At 72.3% G+C, this 18,536-nt stretch carries 16 protein-coding genes; 7 read left to right on the top strand and 9 right to left on the bottom strand.

The features are described 5' to 3' along the window. Window positions 1-12: 12 nt before the first annotated feature. The 4 genes from H7A73_RS01250 to aztB are packed head-to-tail and all read right to left on the bottom strand — an operon-like array spanning window position 13 to window position 4,206. Complete coding sequence (locus H7A73_RS01250; RefSeq protein WP_182064312.1) at window positions 13-1,191, bottom strand: hypothetical protein; 1,179 nt, start codon at window positions 1,189-1,191, stop codon at window positions 13-15. Window positions 1,192-1,217: 26 nt separating this feature from the next. Continuing rightward, on the bottom strand, window positions 1,218-2,120 hold the full coding sequence (locus H7A73_RS01255) for a metal ABC transporter substrate-binding protein (RefSeq protein WP_259362643.1): 903 nt from the start codon (window positions 2,118-2,120) through the stop codon (window positions 1,218-1,220). Then, window positions 2,117-3,316 (bottom strand): ABC transporter, encoded by a 1,200-nt coding sequence (locus H7A73_RS01260; RefSeq protein ID WP_182064313.1) that lies wholly within the window; start codon window positions 3,314-3,316, stop codon window positions 2,117-2,119. The genes H7A73_RS01255 and H7A73_RS01260 overlap by 4 nt, the downstream gene beginning before the upstream one ends. Then, complete coding sequence (gene aztB, locus H7A73_RS01265) at window positions 3,313-4,206, bottom strand: zinc ABC transporter permease AztB (protein WP_182064314.1); 894 nt, start codon at window positions 4,204-4,206, stop codon at window positions 3,313-3,315. The genes H7A73_RS01260 and aztB overlap by 4 nt, the downstream gene beginning before the upstream one ends. A gap of 50 nt (window positions 4,207-4,256) precedes the next feature. Here aztB and H7A73_RS01270 point away from each other — a divergent pair, with 50 nt between their 5' ends. Beyond that, a complete protein-coding gene (locus H7A73_RS01270) occupies window positions 4,257-4,901 on the top strand; it encodes an ATP-binding cassette domain-containing protein (RefSeq protein WP_259362644.1) in 645 nt (214 codons plus the stop codon). A gap of 96 nt (window positions 4,902-4,997) precedes the next feature. Here the strand turns inward: H7A73_RS01270 and H7A73_RS01275 are convergent, their stop codons facing one another. Genes H7A73_RS01275 through H7A73_RS01290 form a run of 4 tightly spaced genes read right to left on the bottom strand, consistent with a single transcriptional unit; the run spans window position 4,998 to window position 9,742 of the window. After that, on the bottom strand, window positions 4,998-6,230 hold the full coding sequence (locus H7A73_RS01275) for an MFS transporter (RefSeq protein WP_182064315.1): 1,233 nt from the start codon (window positions 6,228-6,230) through the stop codon (window positions 4,998-5,000). Window positions 6,231-6,283: 53 nt separating this feature from the next. After that, complete coding sequence (locus H7A73_RS01280) at window positions 6,284-7,021, bottom strand: copper homeostasis protein CutC (RefSeq protein WP_182064316.1); 738 nt, start codon at window positions 7,019-7,021, stop codon at window positions 6,284-6,286. Next, window positions 7,018-8,565, bottom strand: coding sequence for a M81 family metallopeptidase (locus H7A73_RS01285; protein WP_182064317.1), 1,548 nt, complete (start codon window positions 8,563-8,565; stop codon window positions 7,018-7,020). The genes H7A73_RS01280 and H7A73_RS01285 overlap by 4 nt, the downstream gene beginning before the upstream one ends. Next, window positions 8,558-9,742 carry an ROK family protein gene (locus H7A73_RS01290; RefSeq protein ID WP_182064318.1) on the bottom strand — a complete coding sequence of 395 codons (1,185 nt, stop codon included), beginning with the start codon at window positions 9,740-9,742 and terminating at the stop codon, window positions 8,558-8,560. Before H7A73_RS01290 ends, H7A73_RS01285 begins: the two co-directional genes overlap by 8 nt. A 227-nt stretch (window positions 9,743-9,969) precedes the next feature. Between H7A73_RS01290 and H7A73_RS01295 the strand changes: the two genes are divergently transcribed. The 5 genes from H7A73_RS01295 to H7A73_RS01315 all read left to right on the top strand — a co-directional run bounded on the left by H7A73_RS01295 (window position 9,970) and on the right by H7A73_RS01315 (window position 16,314). Further along, entirely contained in the window at window positions 9,970-11,763 is a 1,794-nt protein-coding gene (locus H7A73_RS01295; protein ID WP_182064319.1) for a peptide ABC transporter substrate-binding protein, read from the top strand. A gap of 96 nt (window positions 11,764-11,859) precedes the next feature. Beyond that, a complete protein-coding gene (locus H7A73_RS01300; protein ID WP_017887592.1) occupies window positions 11,860-12,819 on the top strand; it encodes an ABC transporter permease in 960 nt (319 codons plus the stop codon). Beyond that, window positions 12,816-13,709, top strand: a complete 894-nt coding sequence (locus H7A73_RS01305; protein ID WP_111024068.1) for an ABC transporter permease — start codon at window positions 12,816-12,818, stop codon at window positions 13,707-13,709. Before H7A73_RS01300 ends, H7A73_RS01305 begins: the two co-directional genes overlap by 4 nt. After that, a complete protein-coding gene (locus H7A73_RS01310) occupies window positions 13,709-15,394 on the top strand; it encodes a dipeptide ABC transporter ATP-binding protein (RefSeq protein WP_182064320.1) in 1,686 nt (561 codons plus the stop codon). Before H7A73_RS01305 ends, H7A73_RS01310 begins: the two co-directional genes overlap by 1 nt. Continuing rightward, window positions 15,391-16,314, top strand: coding sequence for an ROK family protein (locus H7A73_RS01315; protein WP_182064321.1), 924 nt, complete (start codon window positions 15,391-15,393; stop codon window positions 16,312-16,314). The genes H7A73_RS01310 and H7A73_RS01315 overlap by 4 nt, the downstream gene beginning before the upstream one ends. Window positions 16,315-16,329: 15 nt before the next feature. Here the strand turns inward: H7A73_RS01315 and H7A73_RS01320 are convergent, their stop codons facing one another. Beyond that, window positions 16,330-17,052: a hypothetical protein gene (locus H7A73_RS01320; RefSeq protein WP_182064322.1), complete on the bottom strand. Its 723-nt coding sequence runs from the start codon at window positions 17,050-17,052 to the stop codon at window positions 16,330-16,332. Window positions 17,053-17,174: 122 nt separating this feature from the next. Between H7A73_RS01320 and H7A73_RS01325 the strand changes: the two genes are divergently transcribed. Beyond that, window positions 17,175-18,461: a HupE/UreJ family protein gene (locus H7A73_RS01325; RefSeq protein ID WP_182064323.1), complete on the top strand. Its 1,287-nt coding sequence runs from the start codon at window positions 17,175-17,177 to the stop codon at window positions 18,459-18,461. Window positions 18,462-18,536 lie beyond the last annotated feature (75 nt).

Consider the following 18,536-nt stretch of genomic DNA (forward strand, 5'->3'; position numbering starts at 1 on the left):
TTCTCCTCGTCGCTACGCGACCGCGATCTCGTTGGGCACGCCCGGCAGTTCGTCGCTCGAGGCGATGACCTCGCCGGTGGTCAGGTCGACGGCGTGGACCTTCTGCTCGGCGGGGTCGGTGACGTAGGCGACGTCACCCTCGACCTTCAGGGCCGGGTGGGCGTCCTGCCACTCGGCGGGGCCCTCCCACGCGGCGATCACCGGGTACGACTCCAGCTGTTCGCCGGTGGTCTCGTCGAAGGTGTGCAGGGCACCGTCGGAGCCGAGCACGACGGCCTCGTCACCGGGGCCGCGGGCCAGGTCGCGGAACGTGAAGCCGACGCCGTCGGGCATGTCCGCGACGGTGTACTCGCCCGAGGCGGCGTCGATCAGGGCGATCTGGTCGAGCAGGTACCCCTCGCTGTCGGGGTCGTCGTTGTAGTCGCCGACCGCGACGGACGAGTCCTCGGTGGTGAACAGGTTGCCGGTGCGGCCGTACTCGGTCGGGGCGTCGATCTTCTCGAACGCGCCGTCCTCGTAGACCAGCGCGCCGTCGGTGCACCCGAACACCGCGACCTCGCCCTTGACCGCACCCTCGCCGTGCACGTCGGGGCACTCCTCGGACCGGGCGGTCTCCTCGCCGTCGGCGTCCAGGGCGCGCACGCCGGAGCGGTGCTCCTCGGTACCGATGGTCGTCAGGAGCGTGCCGTCCTCGAGCTCGATCGCGACGCCGTGGTGGGCGGCCTCGGACTTCGTCGTCTCGACCTCGGGCAGGTCGGCGCCGTCGAGCTCGGTGTGGTCGAACGTCGTCACGTCGCCGGTGCCGTCGGCGAACAGGGCGGTGCGGTCGCCGTGGACGACCGCGTGGCCGCCGGTGTCGGCGGGGAAGACCGCGTCGGTCAGGGCGGGCTCGGCCTGGGTGTCGAGGACCCGGAAGCCCTCGGGCACGGTGACGAGCACGTGGCGTCCGTCACCGGCCGGGTTGACCCGGGTGAAGCCGTCGATCGCGTCGTCGGCCACCACCTGCAGGTCCTCGTCGAGGACGAGCAGGCCGCCGTCGTGGGTCAGGGTGATGCGGGTCCCGTCGGCCTTCGGGGTCGCACTGCTGTCGGACTCGGCGTCGGTGTTCGTGGCGCACCCGGTCAGGGCCAGGGCGGCCGCGCCGAGCAGGGCGGCGGGCCACACGGCCCGGAGCGTCTTCGTGTTCGTCATGTCGCTCACTGTATTGATTCTCATTCTCAATTACCAGTCGACAGGCCGTCGACGATTGCCTCGGTGTTCGAGCGCATCATGCCGAGGTAGGTGGCGGCGTCGCCGTCCTCGGTGAGTGACTCCGTCGCCAGCGGGCGGATCTCGACGTGCAGGTCGACCTCCTCCGCCAGCACCTCGGCCAGTCGCGCGGGCTGCGAGGCGTCGGCGAAGATCGTCCGCACTCCCGCCTCGTCGATCGCGTCGGCCAGATCGCGCAGGTCGGCGGCGCTCGGGGAGGCCAGGGTGGTCCCGCTCGGGATCACCGCCCCGACGACCCGGAACCCGTAGTGGTCGGCCAGGTACCCGAACACGTGGTGGTTCGTCACGAGCGCCCGGCGTTCCTCGGGCACGGTCCGGAACGCGGTCGTCATCGTGTCGTCCAGGTCGCGGAGCTCGTCCAGGTAGGCATCGGTGCCGGTCGGCTCGATGCCGGCGTCGCGCAGGTCCCGGTCGAGGGCCTCGACCACGTCGACCATGCGGGCGGGGTCGGTCCAGAAGTGCGGGTCGGGGCCGCTGTCGTCCTCGGTGGTCCACTCCAGCGGGTCGAACGCGTCCCCGGCGGTGGAGACCGGCACGCCGTCCTCGGCCGCCGCTGCGACGTGACGGGCGACCCCTTCTTCGAGCCCGAGGCCGTTCTCGACCACCAGGTCGGCGCTCCGCAGTCGGGCGGCTTCCTGCGCGGAGACCTCGAACGAGTGGGGGTCGGCGCCCGGGGGCATCAGGACCATGACGTCGGCCTGGTCCCCGACGACTTCGCTGACGACGTCGCCGAGGATGTTCGTGGTCACCGCGACGAGGGGCCGGTCGGAGCCGGCGGTGGTGCACCCGGTGGCGACGAGGGCGACGATCGCGGCGACGAGGCTCGCGGTCAGGGCCCTGGTGCGGGTCACAGTCCGACCTCGGCGAAGGCGACGGGGGCGACGGGGAGCTCGATCGTGCGGGCGACCCGGGCGTCGTCGGCGAAGTCGATCTCGTGCACGGTGCCGTCCGCGGGGTCGGCCAGGTAGGCGCGCTGGGCGTCGAGCTGCAGCAGCGGTGCGGGGTCGTCGGGGCCGGCCTCGAGCAGCGGCTCGGTCGTGGCCACCGTCCCCGTCGAGGCGGTCACGGCGACCACCCGCCCGGAGTCGTCGACCCCGACCACGTGCTCGTCCTCGTCGTCCACCGCGGCCACGGCGCGCAGGGGTCGCTCGGTCGGCACGAGCCGCCACGAGCCCTCGCGCACGTCGAGCAGCCAGAAGCCGGTGTCGCCGGCCAGCCCGGCGACCGTGGGACGGCCAGCGCGTGCCGCGAACGCCGTCGGGCGCTCGGCGCCGTCGGGCAGGTCGACGAACGAGGGCTCGCCGGTGTCGTCCACCACGACCGCTCCGTCGGCGCAGCCCACGACGGCACCGGCGCGGGTGACGATCCCGCCTGCGGGGTCGGTGCAGGTCTGCGCGGTGTCGGCACCGTCGATCGCCTCGCCGTCCGTGCCGAGCACGCGGACCGTGTCGCCGTCGGCCGCCACGAGCTGCTCGCCCATCGGCAGCAGGACGCTCGCGTCGATCCGTGCGGTCTCGTCGACCTCGCCCTGGCCCAGTGTCTCGCGGTCGAGCACGACGGCCTCGGCCCGGTCCGGCCAGGTGATCGTCGTCATGGTCTCGGACGAGTGCACCGCGACCCGGCCGCCCCCGTCGATGGTGCCGACGACCCGGGGCTCGGCGGCGTAGTAGTGCGTGTGGTCGCCGTGGTCGACCGTCCACGAGCCGCCGTCGACGATCGTCGTGCGGTCGCCGTCGCTCGTCACGAGGAACCGGCCATCGGTCGCCGAGTGCTCCGGGGCGTCCACGTCGTCGAGTTCGGTGGTCTCCTCGGTGAGCAGGTCGTGCAGGGCGGTCGCGCCGGTCGCCGACACGGCCAGGAGGCGCACCTCGGGTTCCTGGGACTCGCTCGCGCCCGCCACGTAGCCGTGGGGACGGGCGGTGCCGGTCGAGCTGTCGGCCGACGGGGTGCCCGTGGAACAGGCGCTGACGGTGAGGGCCAGGCCGGTGGCGAGGCCGATGGTGGACAGGAGGCGCGCGGGGGCGCGGCTGGTGGTCGAGTGCTTCATGCTCCCTCTCGAGACGGTGCGGCGGATCGTGGTGCTGCCGGTGCGGCCGCGCGCACCGGTGTGGGGATCGGGGTGCGCCGCAGGACGACGACGGCCAGGGCGCGCGAGACCACGACGCCGCCGACGGCGACCGCGGCGATGCTCGCGCCGGCGGCGGTGCCGGCGTGCCAGGAGACGAGCAGGCCGACGAGGACGGCGACGGCGCCGATGCCGGCCCCGAGGACCATCGTCGAGCCCACGTGCCGGGTCCACGCGCGGGCGGCGGCCGCCGGCGCGAGCAGCAGGCCCACGACGAGCAGGGTGCCGACCGCCCGGTACGAGGCGACGACCGCCAGGGTGACGAGTCCGATGAGCACGACCTCGGCCAGGCGTGGGTGCAGTCCGAGCGTCGTGGCCTTGCGGGTGTCGAACGCCAGCGCGGTGAAGGGGCGGTGGAACGCCACGGCGACGGCCAGGGCCACGGCTGCGGCGATCGCGAGGCCGCCGACGTCGGCCCGGGTGACGGCGAGGACGTCGCCGAACAGGATCGCGGTGACGTCGGTGGCGAACGACCGCGAGGACGACACGATGATCACACCGAGCGCGAGCATCCCGACGAACAGCAGGCCGATCGAGGTGTCGTACGACAGTCGGGCACGACGACGCAGCGCACCGACGCCGAGCACCATCACGCCCGCGCTCACCGCGGCGCCGAGCACCGGCGGGATCCCGGTCAGGGTGGCGATCGCGACGCCGGGCAGCATGCCGTGCGAGAGCGCCTCACCCAGGAACGCCATGCCCCGGACCAGCACCCACGTGCCGACCACGGCGCAGAGGACCGCCGCCAGGGAGCCGCCGACCAGGGCGCGCACCATGAAGTCGACGGAGAACGGATCGGTCAGCCAGGTCACGGTCCGAGACGCTACATGAAAACGAGTATCGATACTGATAGCGTGCTCAGGTGCCTCCGACCGAGTCAACCGAGCCGACTGATCTCCGATCCGCCGTCCACCTGGACCGCGTGACGGCCGTCCTCGGCGACCGGACCGTCCTCGACGGTGTGGACGCGGTCTTCCCCGCCGGGGTCGTCACCGCGCTCACCGGGCCGAACGGATCCGGCAAGTCGACGCTGCTCGACGTGGTCGCGGACGTCGTGCGGCCGACCGCCGGGCGGGTGACGGGCCTCCCGTCCGACGGCGTCGCCTACGTGACCCAGTCCGTGCCGCCGACCACGCTCCCGCTCACGGTCCGCGCGACCGTCACGATGGGGCGGTGGCGGCAGCGCGCGTGGTGGCGGCCGCTCGGACGCGCAGACCGGGCGATCGTCGACGCGCAGCTCGAGCGGATGGCGATCACGGACCTGGCGGATCGGCCCATCGAGGAACTGTCGGGCGGGCAGCGTCAGCGGACGCTCGTCGCGCTCGGGCTGGCACAGCGGGCCGGGGTGCTGCTGGTCGACGAACCGACCGCGGGGGTCGACGCCGAGTCGGCGGCGCTCGTGGTTGCGGCGCTCGCCGCCGAGGCGGCAGACGGCGTCGTGGTCGTGCACGCAGCCCACGACCCGGTCGCGATCGCCGCGGCCGACCGCGTCATCGCCCTGACCTGACCGAGTCCGCAAAACACCGGTGTTCACCCGTTGAACCGCGGTCTGCGCGTGTTCAGTGCGCGAACACCGGTGTCTTGCGACCGATCCCGACCGGGGTCAGGGGCAGGCGACGGCCACCGGGCCGGTCGGCGTCGGCTCGGCCGCGACCGGCTCGACCACCGGCACGGCACTCGACTTCCGCAGCCCCATCGCGACGAGCACGACAGCGCCGACGATCGCTACCCCGCCTGCCAGCCAGAAGTCAGCAGCCAGTCCGAACGACGACACCGCGGCACCGCCGAGCACCGAACCGGCGGCGATCGCGAGCTGGATCGTCGTGACGAACAGCGCGAGCCCGGTCTCGGACCCGGCCGGCGACGCCGTCGACATCCAGGTCTGCATCCCGAGCGGCAGCGCACCCCACACCAGGCCCCACACGACGAGCAGCACGAAGACCCCCACGACGGAGTGGGCGAGCAGCGGCAGCAGCACGACGGCCGCCGCGAGCACGAACTTCGACGCCCCGATGGTGGCGAGGACACTGCGGTCGAGCGTGAAGCCGGCGGCGAAGTTGCCGACGATGCCCGCGACGCCGAACACCAGCAGCGCGATCGTCACGGTGTCCGGGCCGACGCCGACGAGCTGCTGCAGGTACGGCGCGATGTAGGTGTACGCGGCGAACTGGGCCGCGAAGACGAAGGCTGCGGCGATGAGCCCGACCCGGGCGCGGGGCACGCGGAGCAGCGACCCGAGCGTGGCGAACCGCACCCGCTGCTGCGCGGGGATCCTCGGCAGCATCGCCAGCTGCAGGACGAGCGCGACGACACCGAGCGCCCCACCGATCACGAAGCCGAGACGCCAGCTGGCGAGCGACGACACCAGGGCGCCGAGCGGCAGGCTCACGACGGTCGCGACGGAGACGCCGGCCGTGATGAGCGAGGTCGCGCGGATCGTCAGCTCGGGCCGGACGAGTCGCCCGGCGATCCCGGCACCGATGGCCCAGAAGCCCCCGATGCCGACACCGAGCAGCATCCGTGCGATGAGCAGCACCCAGAACGACGGCGCGATCGCGGCGAGGCCGTCGGCGACCACGAGCAGCACGGTCAGGGACACGAGCACCACCCGGCGGTCGAGTCGCGAGGTCAGGACGGTGACCACCGGTGCCGCGACGGCTCCGACCAGTCCGGTGGCGACGACCATCAGGCCGGCGGTGCCGATGCCGACGTCCAGGTCGTCGGCGATGGCGGGGAGCAGTCCGATGGGCAGGAACTCGGACAGGACGAGCACGAACGACCCGAGTGCGACGGACGTGACGCTGAGCCACCCGCGGCGCGCTGCTGACGATGTCATGGGGGCGTCAAGCGGGTTCCGACGGCCGCCATTCCCGTGTGACGGTGAGCGGGTCAGGCGTCGAGCGCGCGCCGCGCGGCCGCGACGACCTCGGCGTCGGTGACGAAGTGCGCGGAACCGTCGTCCCCGGCACCCATCGGCACCCCGGCGTGCGTGCTGTCCGCGGCCGGACGCTTGGCCGACAGGTGCACGGCGGCGGCACCGGTGGCGAGCAGCGCGCGGACGTCGGCGGGGGTGACCCCGGCGCCGGCCATCACCTGCACGGGCCCGGCGGCCTCGACCATGCGCGCGATCGTCTCGGCGCCGGCGACCGCGGTGGGGGCGGCACCCGAGGTCAGGACGCGGGTGAACCCGAGCGCCGCGAGCGAACCGGCAGCGGCGACGGGATCGGTCGCGTGGTCGATCGCCCGGTGCAGGGTGACCTCGGCGGTGGCGCTGACCGAACGGGCGGCGTCCACGAAGCGGCGGAGCGCGTCCTCGTCCAGGGTCCGGTCGGGGCGCAGGGCACCGACCACGACGCCGGCGGCCCCGGAGCGCAGGACCGTGCGGACCTCGCGCACCATGAGCTCGACCTCGTCGGGGGTGTGCACGAACCCGCCCGGGCGGCAGCGGACCAGCGCGTGCGCCGGGATCCCGGTCTCGTGGGTCGTCTCGACCAGGGCCTGCGACGGGGTGAGCCCGCCGAGCTCGAGCCCGACGCAGAGTTCGACGCGGTCGGCGCCGCCGTCCCGCGCGGTGATCGCACCCGCCGGTGAGGTGACGGCGATCTCGAGTGCGGCGGTGGTGCTCATGCAGGGGCTCCGAGCGGTTCGTTGGAGGCGGGGACGATGCGGGCGCGGAGGTCCGGTGCCGTCGGGAACACTCGATCGTAGGGGAACATCGGCCGCTCGATCCTGTGGTGCCCGAGGCGCAGCAGGTCCTGGTCGACACCGCCCGGGGTGAGCGCGAGCATCCAGTCGGCGGACATGTCGAACAGCTCCGGTTCGAGGTACCCGATCTTCACGATGACGACGTCCGCCTGCCGCGGCGCCAGGTCGAGGTCGGTGAAGTCGTGCTCGTGGTGGTACGGCTTCCGCAGCTTCGTCAGGATCGCGAAGACGCTGCCGACCTGCAGCACGACCTCGGTCTCGGCGTCTCGGTCGCCGTGCTTGATCGCGTGCACCCGCCCGGTCATCGTGATCGGGCCGGCATGCACGTGGTCCACCGACGCTCCGGCGGTCACGGTGATCGTCGCACCGACGCCGGCGTCCACGGCCGCAGCGACCGCGGCCGGCCCGGGCACGCTCGCGTAGATGACGGTCGGGCCGGACGGGTCCTGGAACTCCGGGCGGGCGAGCACCTGCGTCAACCCCCACGTCATGTCCCCGGAACCGCCCGCCGTGGGGTTGTCGCCCGAGTCCGAGACGAAGTACGGCTTCGCGGCGCCCGGGGCGAGCGCTGCGTCGAGGCACTCCTCGAACGTGCCGGTGGGGGCGACGAACACGAAGTCCTCGCGGACGTCCCAGAACGCCCGGGCGAGCCGTTCGGCACCGGCGGCGACGGCGGCATCGTCCCATCCGGTGACGACGGTGACGGCCTGGTCGCGGGGCTGGTCCGCCCACGCGTACCCGACCCAGATCGCGGCGTCGAGCACGCCCTCGGTCTGCTCGACGAGCGGGACCTGCGCGTACAGGGACTTCGCCGGCTCGAGGCGGGTCGAGGTCTGCTCGCCGGGCAGCAGCACGGGGATCGGGATCCAGGCCTTCACGGGTCGCTGCGCACCGACGGGTCGTTCGGTCAGCACGTCGACGAGGTTCCGGACGGCACGCTCCTTCGTCTCGAGGGTGTCCTCGTGCGGGGCCATCCGGTAGCAGGTGACCAGGTCGACCTGGTGGGCGAGCTCGCGCGTGACGTTGCCGTGCAGGTCCATCGACGCGGACACGATGACGTCGGGGCCGACGACCGCGCGGATGCGGCCGAGCAGGTCCGTCTCGGCGTCGTCGAGTCCCTCGACCACCATCGCGCCGTGGATGTCGTACCAGAGGCCGTCGACCGGACCCAGCGCACCCAACCGCTCCACGATCTCGTCGGCCAGCGCTTCGTACGACGCCCGGTCGACGATCCCGCCGGGCAGCGCGTGCCCGATGAGCGCCCCGCGGAAGTCCGCCCGGTCGGCCATGGTCGCCAGGAACGGGTACCGGGCGACGGCCTCGTCGCCGCGGTCCGGGTGGAACGCGGGTGCGTGGGTCCGGGTCGGCGTGAACGTCGAGGTCTCGATGGCCAGGCCGGCGATGGCGATGACCGGACGGCTGGCGGCGGCGGGGACGGCTGGGGTGACGGGACCGGTCTCAGACACGGACGCTCCTGTTCCTGGTGGTGGACTGGGGGATGGGCGCGGAGAGCTCCTCGAGTGAGGCGGCGAGACCCCGCTGCAGGGCGAACTGGCCGGCGCCGACGAGCCCGGCGTCGGCACCGAGCGACACCGGCTCGATGGCCAGGTGCTGGGTCATCAACGGGTGGCAGCTCTCGTAGAGCTGGCTGCGCACGGCGGCGATGAACGGGTCCAGGGTCGACAGGATGCCGCCCAGGTAGACGGCGTCCGGGTTGAAGAAGTTCACGTTGGCGGCGAGCACCTCGCCCAGGTACCCGCCCGCCATCCGTACGGCGCGGGTGGCCTCGGGGTGCGCGTCCGAGGCGAGCCGGACGACGTCGGCGGTCGAGGCGACGTCGACCCCCGCGTTCGACAGGATCCGGACCAGGGCGGCCCCGGACGCCACCGTCTCGAGGCAGCCGGTGTTGCCGCACGAGCACGGGGTGTCCCCGGCGGCGTCGATCCGCACGTGCGTGATGTCCCCGGCGGCCCCGGTCGACCCCCGGTAGAGCCGACCGTCGATGACGATGCCCGCGCCGATCGCCGAGCCGGCCTTGATCGTGATGGTCTGGCGGCGAGCCGGGGCCTGCACGGTCTGTTCACCCGCTGCCATGCAGTTCGCGTCGTTGTCGACGATCGCCGGCAGGCCGAACCGGTCGCTCAGCCACGCGGCGACGGGGAACCCGTTCCACCCCGGCATCCGGCTCGGCAGGTCCACGACGCCGGCGACGACGTCGACGGGACCGGGCAGGCTGAGCCCGACGCCCCGCAGCCCCTCGCGACCACGGTCGTCGGCGAGCCGCTCGAGCAGCGCGGCCAGGCGCTGGAGCCCGGCGGTCGGACCGTCGGAGAGTGCGAACGGGACGTTCGCGACCGACTCGAGCGCGCCTCCCGGCAGGACCACGCCGATGCGCGCGTGTCCGCCCCCGACGTCCGCGGCGACCGCGTACTCGTCGACGCCGCCGATGCGGAGCACCTTGCGGGGTCGCCCGCCGGTCGAGACATCCGTGCCTTCCTCGGCGAGGATCCCGTGCTCCAGGAGCTGCCCGACGACGTGCGAGACGGTCGAGGGGGCGGCTCCGAGCACCTTCGCGATCTCGGTCCGGCTGGCGGCCTGCCCCGATGCGACGAGCTCGAGGACGCGGGCGCTGAGATCGGCCACGACTTTCTCCAATCCGGGCGGAACGGGAGTGGAACACCGGTCGGTGGTCCGTTCTGCCGCGAGCCTACGGGGCGGATCGAGCGGTCCACCCTTTCGTCCGATCCGCAGTAACGCAGTTTTTACATCGAGATGTTTGTTTTTCCAATCGCTTTGGTCCTTGACTGTCCTCGTGCCGCTCGGCACCCGTGCTCCACCTCCCCGAAGTCCCTCGCACAAGGAGACACCGCATGTCCAAGCCCCGTCGCTGGGCGCTCCTCACCGGAGCTGCGATCGCCGTGAGCGCGCTGCTCGCCGGCTGTTCCGGAGGCGGCAACGCCTCGCAGGGATCGACCGACGAGATCGACTACGCGCTCCCCGCCAACTTCACGCCGAACTGGATCCTGCCGATCGGCACCGCCGCGCACCTCAACACGAACAACGGCTCCATCGCCCAGTCGCTGTACGAGCCGCTCGTCGCGTACGACGGCTCCACCGGCAAGATCGCGTGGAACAAGGCCGGCTCCGTCGCCACCGACGCGCAGTTCGCCGACGACGGCAAGAGCGTCACCATGACGCTCGGCGACCGGCACTGGTCGGACGGCGAGGCGATCACGAGCCGCGACGTCGGCTTCTGGTTCAACCTGATCAAGGCGAACAAGGACCAGTGGGGCTCGTACTCCAAGGGCAAGGCGCCGGACAACTGGACGTCGTTCAAGGCGGTCGACGACACGCACTTCACCATCACGTTCGACAAGGCCTACAACTCGGACTGGATGCTCGCCAACCAGCTGAGCCACATCATCCCGCTGCCCCAGCACGCCTGGGACAAGACCAGCGCGACCGCGAAGGTGACCGACGCCGACGAGACCACCGCCGGCGCGAAGCAGGTGTGGAAGTACCTCAACACCGCCGCCGGCAAGATCTCCGACTACGCCACGGACGACCTGTGGAAGACGATCTCCGGTCCCTACGGCGTCAAGACCTTCACCACGGCCGGCAAGGTCACGCTGACGGCCAACAAGAAGTACGACGGTGGTGAGAAGCCGTCGATCACGACGGTGAACCTGCTGCCCTTCACCACGGCCGACGCCGAGGTGAACGCCGTCCGCTCGGGCGAGGTCGACTACGGGTACATCAACGCGACCGACATGGACCAGGAGTCGTCCTTCACGGCGAAGGGCTACGAGGTCGAGCCGTGGACCGGCTGGGCGATCACGTACATGCCGTACAACTTCAACAACCCCGACATGGGTGCCGTCTTCAAGCAGCTGTACGCCCGTCAGGCCGTCCAGATGTCGATCGACCAGACGTCGCTGTCGAAGGTCGTCTTCAACGGCACCGCAACCTCGACCTACGGTCCGATCCCGCAGGCGCAGGAGTCCGACTACGTCTCCGACGTGCAGAAGTCGAACCCGTACCCGTTCAGCACCTCGAAGGCCAAGGACCTGCTGACCAGCCACGGCTGGGAGGAGCAGGGCGGCACGATGGTCTGCACCGACCCGGGCACGTCCGCCAGCCAGTGCGGCGAGGGTGTCGAGGAGGGCACGAAGTTCTCGATGCAGGTGCTGTCGCAGTCCGGTTCGACCGTGACCGACAACATGATGAGCGCGATCCAGTCCTCGCTCGCGAAGACCGGCATCGACTTCACCATCAAGACCGCGCCGGTGTCGAGCGTGCTGTCGCAGACCCCGACCTGCACCTCGGACGAAGCCAGCTGCGACTGGGACCTGTCGTTCTTCGGCACCGCGGGCAGCTGGTACTTCCCGGCCTACCCGACCGGTGAGTCGCTGTTCCAGACCGGCGGTTCGGCGAACTTCGGCAGCTACTCGAACAAGGAGGTCGACTCCCTGATCGACGCGACCACCACCTCGACCGACGCGACCGCCGTGCAGGACTACAGTGCCGCGGTCGCGAAGGACCTGCCGGTGATCTGGCTGCCGAGCCCCGACTACCAGATCTCGGTCGTCAAGAAGGGCCTGTCCGGGTTCGACCAGGACTCGCTCGCCAACTTCCACCCGGCCCAGTGGAAGTGGACCGAGTAGGTCGCTGACGCGACCACGGCCTGGAGGCGCGGTGCGGGCCCGACCCGCACCGCGCCTCCGCCCCGGCTCACGCAAGAACCGACCATCGGAAGCCGCATGACCACAGCTCTCTACCTCACCAGGCGCGTCCTGCAGGCGCTCGCGGTGATCCTCATCGTCACCGTCGTGGTGTTCTGCCTGCTCCACGCGCTGCCCGGCGGCCCCGCCCGCGGCGTGCTCGGCGTCTCCGCGACCCCCACGCAGATCGCCCAGTTCAACCAGGCGCAGGGGCTCGACCAGCCGCTGCCCGTGCAGTACCTGCGGTTCCTCGGCCGTCTGCTGACGGGCGACCTCGGCACCTCGTACACGCTCAACGAGCCGGTCTCGCAGCTCATCGCCGAGCGCCTGCCGAAGACCCTCGTGCTCACCGGCATCTCCGCGGTGCTCGGACTCGTCGTCGCGATCCCGGTCGGGATGCTCCAGGCGGCCCGCCGCAACGGCGCGGTCGACTACGCCGCCACCGCCCTGGCGTTCGTCTTCTACTCGACGCCCGCGTTCTTCCTGGGACTCGTCCTGATCATCGTCTTCAGCCAGCAGCTGCCGTGGCTGCCGTCCCAGGCCCCGAGCGGGAACACCCTCGCCGAGGTCTTCCAGGACCCAGCCGGGCTCGTGCTGCCCGTGGTGACCGGAGCCCTCGCGATGATCGCCGTGTTCAGCCGGTACATGCGCGCCTCGACGCTCGAGAACCTGCAGGAGGACTACGTCCGCACCGCCCGCGCCGGCGGCGCCTCGACCGCGACGATCCTGCGGCGGCACGTGTTCCGGAACTCGCTGACCCCGGTCGTGGCGATGCTCGGGTACTACCTGCCGGTGCTGTTCGGTGGCGCCCTGGTGACCGAGCAGCTGTTCAACTACCCCGGCATGGGGCTGCTGTTCTGGAACGCGGCACAGTCCTCCGACTACCCGACGCTGCTCGGCTGCGTGCTCGTCATCTCCATCGCGACCGTCATCGGCACCCTGCTCGCCGACGTCGCACAGTCCCTCATCGACCCGCGAGTGAAGGCGAGCCGCGCATGACCGCCGTCCAGATGGCCCCCGAAGCCCCGGGTGCCCCCGTCACCGTCGCGGCCACCGGGTTCCGGCTCGCCGCCCGCCGGTTCCGGAGCAACACCCTCGCCGTGATCGGCCTCGCCCTGATCGTCGTCATCGTGCTGTTCTGCTTCGTCGGCCCGTTCGTGTACCCGACCGACCAGACCCACACGCTGCTCGAGCAGGCCAACCAGGGCCCGAGCGCCGCGCACTGGCTCGGCACCGACGCCGTCGGCCACGACGTCCTCGGCCGCCTGATGTACGGCGGCAAGGTCTCCCTCATGGTGGGCATCGCCGCCGGGGTCCTGGCCACCGTCGTCGGGACCCTGTGGGGTTCCGTCGCCGGGTACGTCGGCGGCTGGGTCGACGCGCTGATGATGCGCGTCGTCGACGCCGGCATCGCGATCCCGGCCCTGTTCATCCTCCTCGTCATCTCGGCGATCACGAACCCGGGAGTGGGCGGCCTCATCGTCATCCTCGGCCTCGTGTCGTGGCTCGTGCCGTCCCGCCTGATCCGCGCCGAGACGCTGACGCTCAAGAACCGCGACTACGTCCTCACCCTGCGCGCGATCGGTGGCTCGCACGCCCGCGCGATCGGCAAGCACCTGCTGCCGAACTCGGTGTCGACGATCGTCGTCGCCGCGACGTTCCAGGTCGCCGACGCGATCCTGCTGGTCGCCTACGTCTCGTACCTCGGGCTCGGCGTGCAGCCGCCGGCGACGGACTGGGGCGGCATGCTGTCGGCGGGTCTCACCGCCGCATACTCCGGACGCTGGTGGCTCATCGTGCCGCCGGGTCTGGCCGTGATCCTGGTCGTCTGCGCGTTCAACGCGGTGGGCGACGGACTGCGGGACGCCTTCGACGTACGGGGACGCTGATGACGACCGAACCGATCCTGCGGACGACCGACCTCGGCGTCTCCTTCACCACCGAGTCCGGCACGGTCGACGCCGTGCGGGGGGTGTCGCTGTCGGTCGCCCCCGGCGAGACCCTCGCCCTGGTCGGCGAGTCCGGCTCCGGCAAGTCGACCGTCGCCCTCGCCGCGATGGGCCTGCTCTCCGGCAACGCGACGGCCTCGGGCAGCGCGGTCGTCGCCGGCCACCAGGTGGTCGGGGCCCCCGAACCCGCGCTCCGGGCACTGCGCGGATCGACCGTCTCGATGGTCTTCCAGGAGCCTGCGACCGCCCTCGACCCGCTCACCCGCGTCGGTGCGCAGATCGCCGAGGTGATCCGGAACCACCGTGACGTCTCCGCGTCCGCCGCCGCGGCCGAGGCCGTCGACCTGCTCCGTCGCGTCGGCATCCCCGACCCCGAGTCGCGCACCCGGTCGTTCCCGTTCCAGTTGTCGGGTGGGCAGCGTCAGCGCGTGGTCATCGCGATGGCGATCGCGAACGCGCCGAAGCTGCTCATCGCCGACGAACCGACCACGGCCCTCGACGTGACCGTGCAGGCCGAGATCCTCGAGCTCCTCCGAGCGCTCGCCGTCGAGACCGGCACCGGCGTGCTGCTCGTCACGCACAACATGGGTGTCGTCGCGGACTTCGCCGACCGGGTCGCGGTCATGCTCCAGGGCGAGATCGTCGAGACCGGCGGGGTCGAGGACGTCCTGCTCCGCCCCGAGCACGAGTACACCCGGCGGCTCCTCGCCGCGGTGCCGCGGCTCGACGTGGCGGGCGACCGCCCGTCGGCTCCCGTCACCGACGCGGAGACCGAGACGGCCGGGAGGCCCGGTGCGGCCCCGGCGGTCGACCTGCGGGACGTCTCGGTGACCTTCGGGCGCGGGGCGCGCGCCGTCCACGCGCTCGCGGGCATCGACATCGCGGTGCACGCCGGTGAGACCGTCGGCCTGGTCGGCGAGTCCGGCTCCGGCAAGTCGACCGCGGCCCGGGTGGCGCTCGGGCTGATCAAGCCGACGTCCGGCACGGTGTCGCTGTTCGGGCAGGACCTGCGGACCGCGAAGGGCCGTGACCGTCGTGCCCTCCGCTCCGGCATCGGCGTCGTGCTGCAGGACCCGGTGGCCTCCCTGGATGCCCGGATGTCGGTGGCCGAGTGCATCGCGGAACCCCTCGCCGTGCACCGTCGCGGGATGTCCTCGGCCGACCGTCGTCGGCGCATCGACGAGGTGCTCGACGCGGTACGGCTGCCGCGGACCCTGGCGTCCCGTGCCCCGCGCGAGCTCTCCGGCGGGCAGCGCCAGCGGGTCTCGCTCGCCCGGGCGCTGGTGCTCGAACCGCGGTTGCTCGTCGCCGACGAGCCGACCTCGGCGCTCGACGTCAGCGTGCAGGAGACCGTGCTCGAGGTCCTCGGTGAGCTGCAGGACGACCTCGGCTTCGCGTGCCTGTTCGTCTCGCACGACCTGGCCGTCGTGCAGCACTTCGCCGAGCGCGTCGTGGTGATGCGCCAGGGCGTCGTCGAGGAGCAGGGCACCACCGGCACGACGCTGCTGCACCCCACCACCGACTACACCCGGCGTCTGCTCGCCGCGGTGCCGGTGCCCGACCCCGTGCTGCAACGGCAGCGTCGGACGGAGCGCCTCGCCTCGCTCGCGGCGGTGACCGCGTGACCCGGGTCCTGGCCGGGGTCGACGTCGGCGGCACCAACACGAAGGTCGTCCTGACCACGCCCGACCTCGAGGTCATCGATCGCGTCGACCTGCCGACGCCCGCCCACGCGGGCGGGGCGGCGATCGTGACGGCCGCACTCGGGGCCGTGACGGGTCTGCTCGAGACGCACCGGGCCTCCTTGGCGGGTGTCGGGGTGGGCGCGGCCGGCGTCGTCGACCGGACCACGGGAACCGTCCTGGTCACCGGCAACTCGTTCACCGGCTGGGCCGGGTACGGCGTGACCCGGGCGGTGACGGACGCCCTCGGGGTCCCCGCGACCCTCGACAACGACGTGAACGCGTTCCTGCTCGGCGAGATCGCCACCGGCGCGGTCGTGGGGGAGTCCGACGTGCTCGGCATGACCCTCGGTACCGGTGTCGGCGGCGCGCTCGTGCTCGACGGACGGCTCTTCGCCGGCCCGCGCGGGGCCGCCGGTGAGATCGGCCACGTCCCCGGCTTCGGTGACGCCCGGTGCACCTGCGGGCAGACCGGGCACCTGGAGACCATCGCGGGCGCGCGCGGCATCGCCGACCGCTACGCCGAACGCTCCGGGCGGATGCTCTCGGCGCGGGACGTCGCCGTCGCCGCACGCGGCGGGGACGCCGACGCGGCCGCCGTCTTCGCCACCGCGGGGTGGGGTCTGGCCCGTGCCGCACTGCTGACCGCGGGGATCCTCGACGTCACGACCGTCCTGGTCGGCGGCGGCATCGCGCGGTCCTGGGACCTGCTCGAACCGGCCATCACGGCGGCGATCGCCGCGGAACCGCCGGTCAGCGGGGCGACGATCCGGCTCGCGCAGTCGACGCTCGGATCCGACGCCGTCGCACTCGGCGCGGCGGCGCAGGTGCGAGCGCGCGTGCTGGAGCCGGAGACCGCGTAGCGGGGGAGCGCCCGGTCAGGGGACCCAGACGACGATGCCGCGCAGGTCGTGGAGCACGGCGGCGAGCCCGGCGCGCAGACCACGGGCCGCGCGCTCCTCGGTGAAGGTGTCGGGGTCGTAGTGGCTCGACGGACCGAGGCCCTCGCCGCGGAACCCGCCGCCCGTCCAGTCCGCCGCCGTGACGTTCGACGTCGGCTCGGCGATCTCGGCACCGACGACCAGGAACTGCTGGTGGAGCGCGGTCGGTGAGACGGCCGCGAGCGGGTCGACCATGTGGTTGCCGACGGTGATGACCAGGTCGGGTTCGGCGTCGACGGCGCGCAGGACCGCGGCGATCCGGTCGTCGGGGCCCTTCGCCGAGACCAAGGTGACGGTGACGTCCTCGTCCGCGGCCCACGACTCGACGGCGTCGAGCAAGGTCCGGGTCGGAGCGTCGGCGGCGTCACCCGCGTCGGAGAGCAGCACGACGTCGTAGCCGGCGGGGGCGTGCACCCCGGACCACGAACCGGGCTCGGGGTGGATCGTGGCCTCGGGCGCCGGCGGCTGGTCGGGGTCGGAGAAGCCGGTGCCCAGGACCCCGGCCGAGGCGTGCGCCGACGTGGTCGCCGTCGGGCCGGTGCCGGTGCCGCCGGTGGCGCCGTTCGACGTCCCGGAGCAGCCGGCCAGCAGGGCAGTGCCGGCCGCGGCGAGGGCGACGGCGGTCAACAGGACGGTCGTCCGGGTGGCGGGGCGGATCACGGCACCATGCAAGCACGCCCGAGGGCTGCTCCGGGCCGGACGGGGGACCTGTCCAACACCCGTCCCGTTGCTGGTCACCGGTTGTTCACCTGCCGGTCGTCTGCGGGCCGGATCGTCTGCGCGTGCCCTCCGGAACCACCGCCGCGCTCCTCCGCGCCCGCCCTGCCCACTCCGCTCCCCTGTTCGCGCTCGTCGCACGGGTCGTCGCCGCGCTCGTGCTGCTCGGGGTGGTCGTGATCGGTGCGCTCGCGGGGGCGGCACCGGCGTCGGCGCACGGCTTCAGCTCGGTGGTCTACGCCGACGTCACGTCCACGAAGCCGACGGTCGTGCAGGCGAAGCTCGGGCTCGAGTACGACCTGATGCTCGTCTCGGTGGCGACGAGCGAGGACGACGACGCGCTGCACGAGCAGGGGCAGCAGGCCTGGGACGACGGGGACTTCCCGGGGATGGTGACGGCTGCCGAGGCGCACACCGACGCGATCGGGAAGTACGTGTTCGACCGGTTCCGGGTCACCGGAGCCGGCGGGCAGGCCTGCACGGGCACGCTCGACGACACCGTCACCGTCGACCTGCAGGACGAGGTGCCGTACGCCCACGTGACCGCGGACTTCACCTGCCCGGAACCGTCGCAGACGCAGTCCGGGCACGTGGTGTCGTCGGAGCTCTTCCCCGACGACGAGACCTTCGTGCGCGACACCAAGACGATCGTCACCTACGACGTCGACGACCGGACGGGTTCGGCCACCCTCGATGCCTCGCAGCGCACGTTCTCGACCGAGCAGTCGGCGGGTGAGCGCTTCTGGGAGTTCTTCCGGCTCGGCGCCGAGCACCTGCTGACCGGGATCGACCACATCCTGTTCCTCGTGGCGCTCATCGCCGGGTCGCGTCGCCTGCGCGAGGTCGTCTACACGGCGTCCGCGTTCACGATCGCGCACTCGATCACGTTCATCCTCGCCGCCCTCGGTGTGGTCAGCCCGCCCGCGATCGTCGTCGAGCCGCTCATCGCCCTGTCGATCGCCGCGGTCGCCGGCTGGTACCTCTGGCGGCTCTGGCGTCGTCGATCGCGGGCCGACGAACTGGTGGTCGGCGAGCACGGGCACTTCTCGCTCGACCGCGCCGGGTGGACCCGCCTGGCCGTCGTCTTCGCCTTCGGCCTCATCCACGGCCTCGGGTTCGCCGGGGCCCTCGGCATCCACGAGGCGTTCTCGTGGCAGCTGCTCGTCTCGCTCCTCATCTTCAACGTCGGCATCGAGGCCGTGCAGCTCGCGATCATCGTCATCGTCTTCCCGCCGCTCTCGCTGCTGCGGCGGAGGGCGCACCGGGTGTCCCTCTGGGTGACGGGCACCGTGACCGCCGGCGTGTTCGTGATGGGGATGATCTGGTTCGTCGAGCGGCTCGCGGCGGGCTGACGCTCGCCACGGAGCTGCTGGCAAGTCGCCTTCGTCCCGGAACAGCGACGAACCGTCACTCAGCGTTTACCAAGA

Source organism: Curtobacterium sp. ME12, from assembly GCF_903970855.1.
Classification (GTDB): domain Bacteria; phylum Actinomycetota; class Actinomycetes; order Actinomycetales; family Microbacteriaceae; genus Curtobacterium; species Curtobacterium poinsettiae_A.

Bases quoted from the DNA above. Each gene is read 5' to 3' on its own strand.
- H7A73_RS01250 (WP_182064312.1), bottom strand. From the start codon at position 1,191: ATGACGAACACGAAGACGCTCCGGGCCGTGTGGCCCGCCGCCCTGCTC.
- H7A73_RS01260 (WP_182064313.1), bottom strand. From the start codon at position 3,316: ATGAAGCACTCGACCACCAGCCGCGCCCCCGCGCGCCTCCTGTCCACC.
- H7A73_RS01275 (WP_182064315.1), bottom strand. From the start codon at position 6,230: ATGACATCGTCAGCAGCGCGCCGCGGGTGGCTCAGCGTCACGTCCGTC.
- H7A73_RS01280 (WP_182064316.1), bottom strand. From the start codon at position 7,021: ATGAGCACCACCGCCGCACTCGAGATCGCCGTCACCTCACCGGCGGGT.
- H7A73_RS01295 (WP_182064319.1), top strand. From the start codon at position 9,970: ATGTCCAAGCCCCGTCGCTGGGCGCTCCTCACCGGAGCTGCGATCGCC.
- H7A73_RS01300 (WP_017887592.1), top strand. From the start codon at position 11,860: ATGACCACAGCTCTCTACCTCACCAGGCGCGTCCTGCAGGCGCTCGCG.
- H7A73_RS01305 (WP_111024068.1), top strand. From the start codon at position 12,816: ATGACCGCCGTCCAGATGGCCCCCGAAGCCCCGGGTGCCCCCGTCACC.
- H7A73_RS01310 (WP_182064320.1), top strand. From the start codon at position 13,709: ATGACGACCGAACCGATCCTGCGGACGACCGACCTCGGCGTCTCCTTC.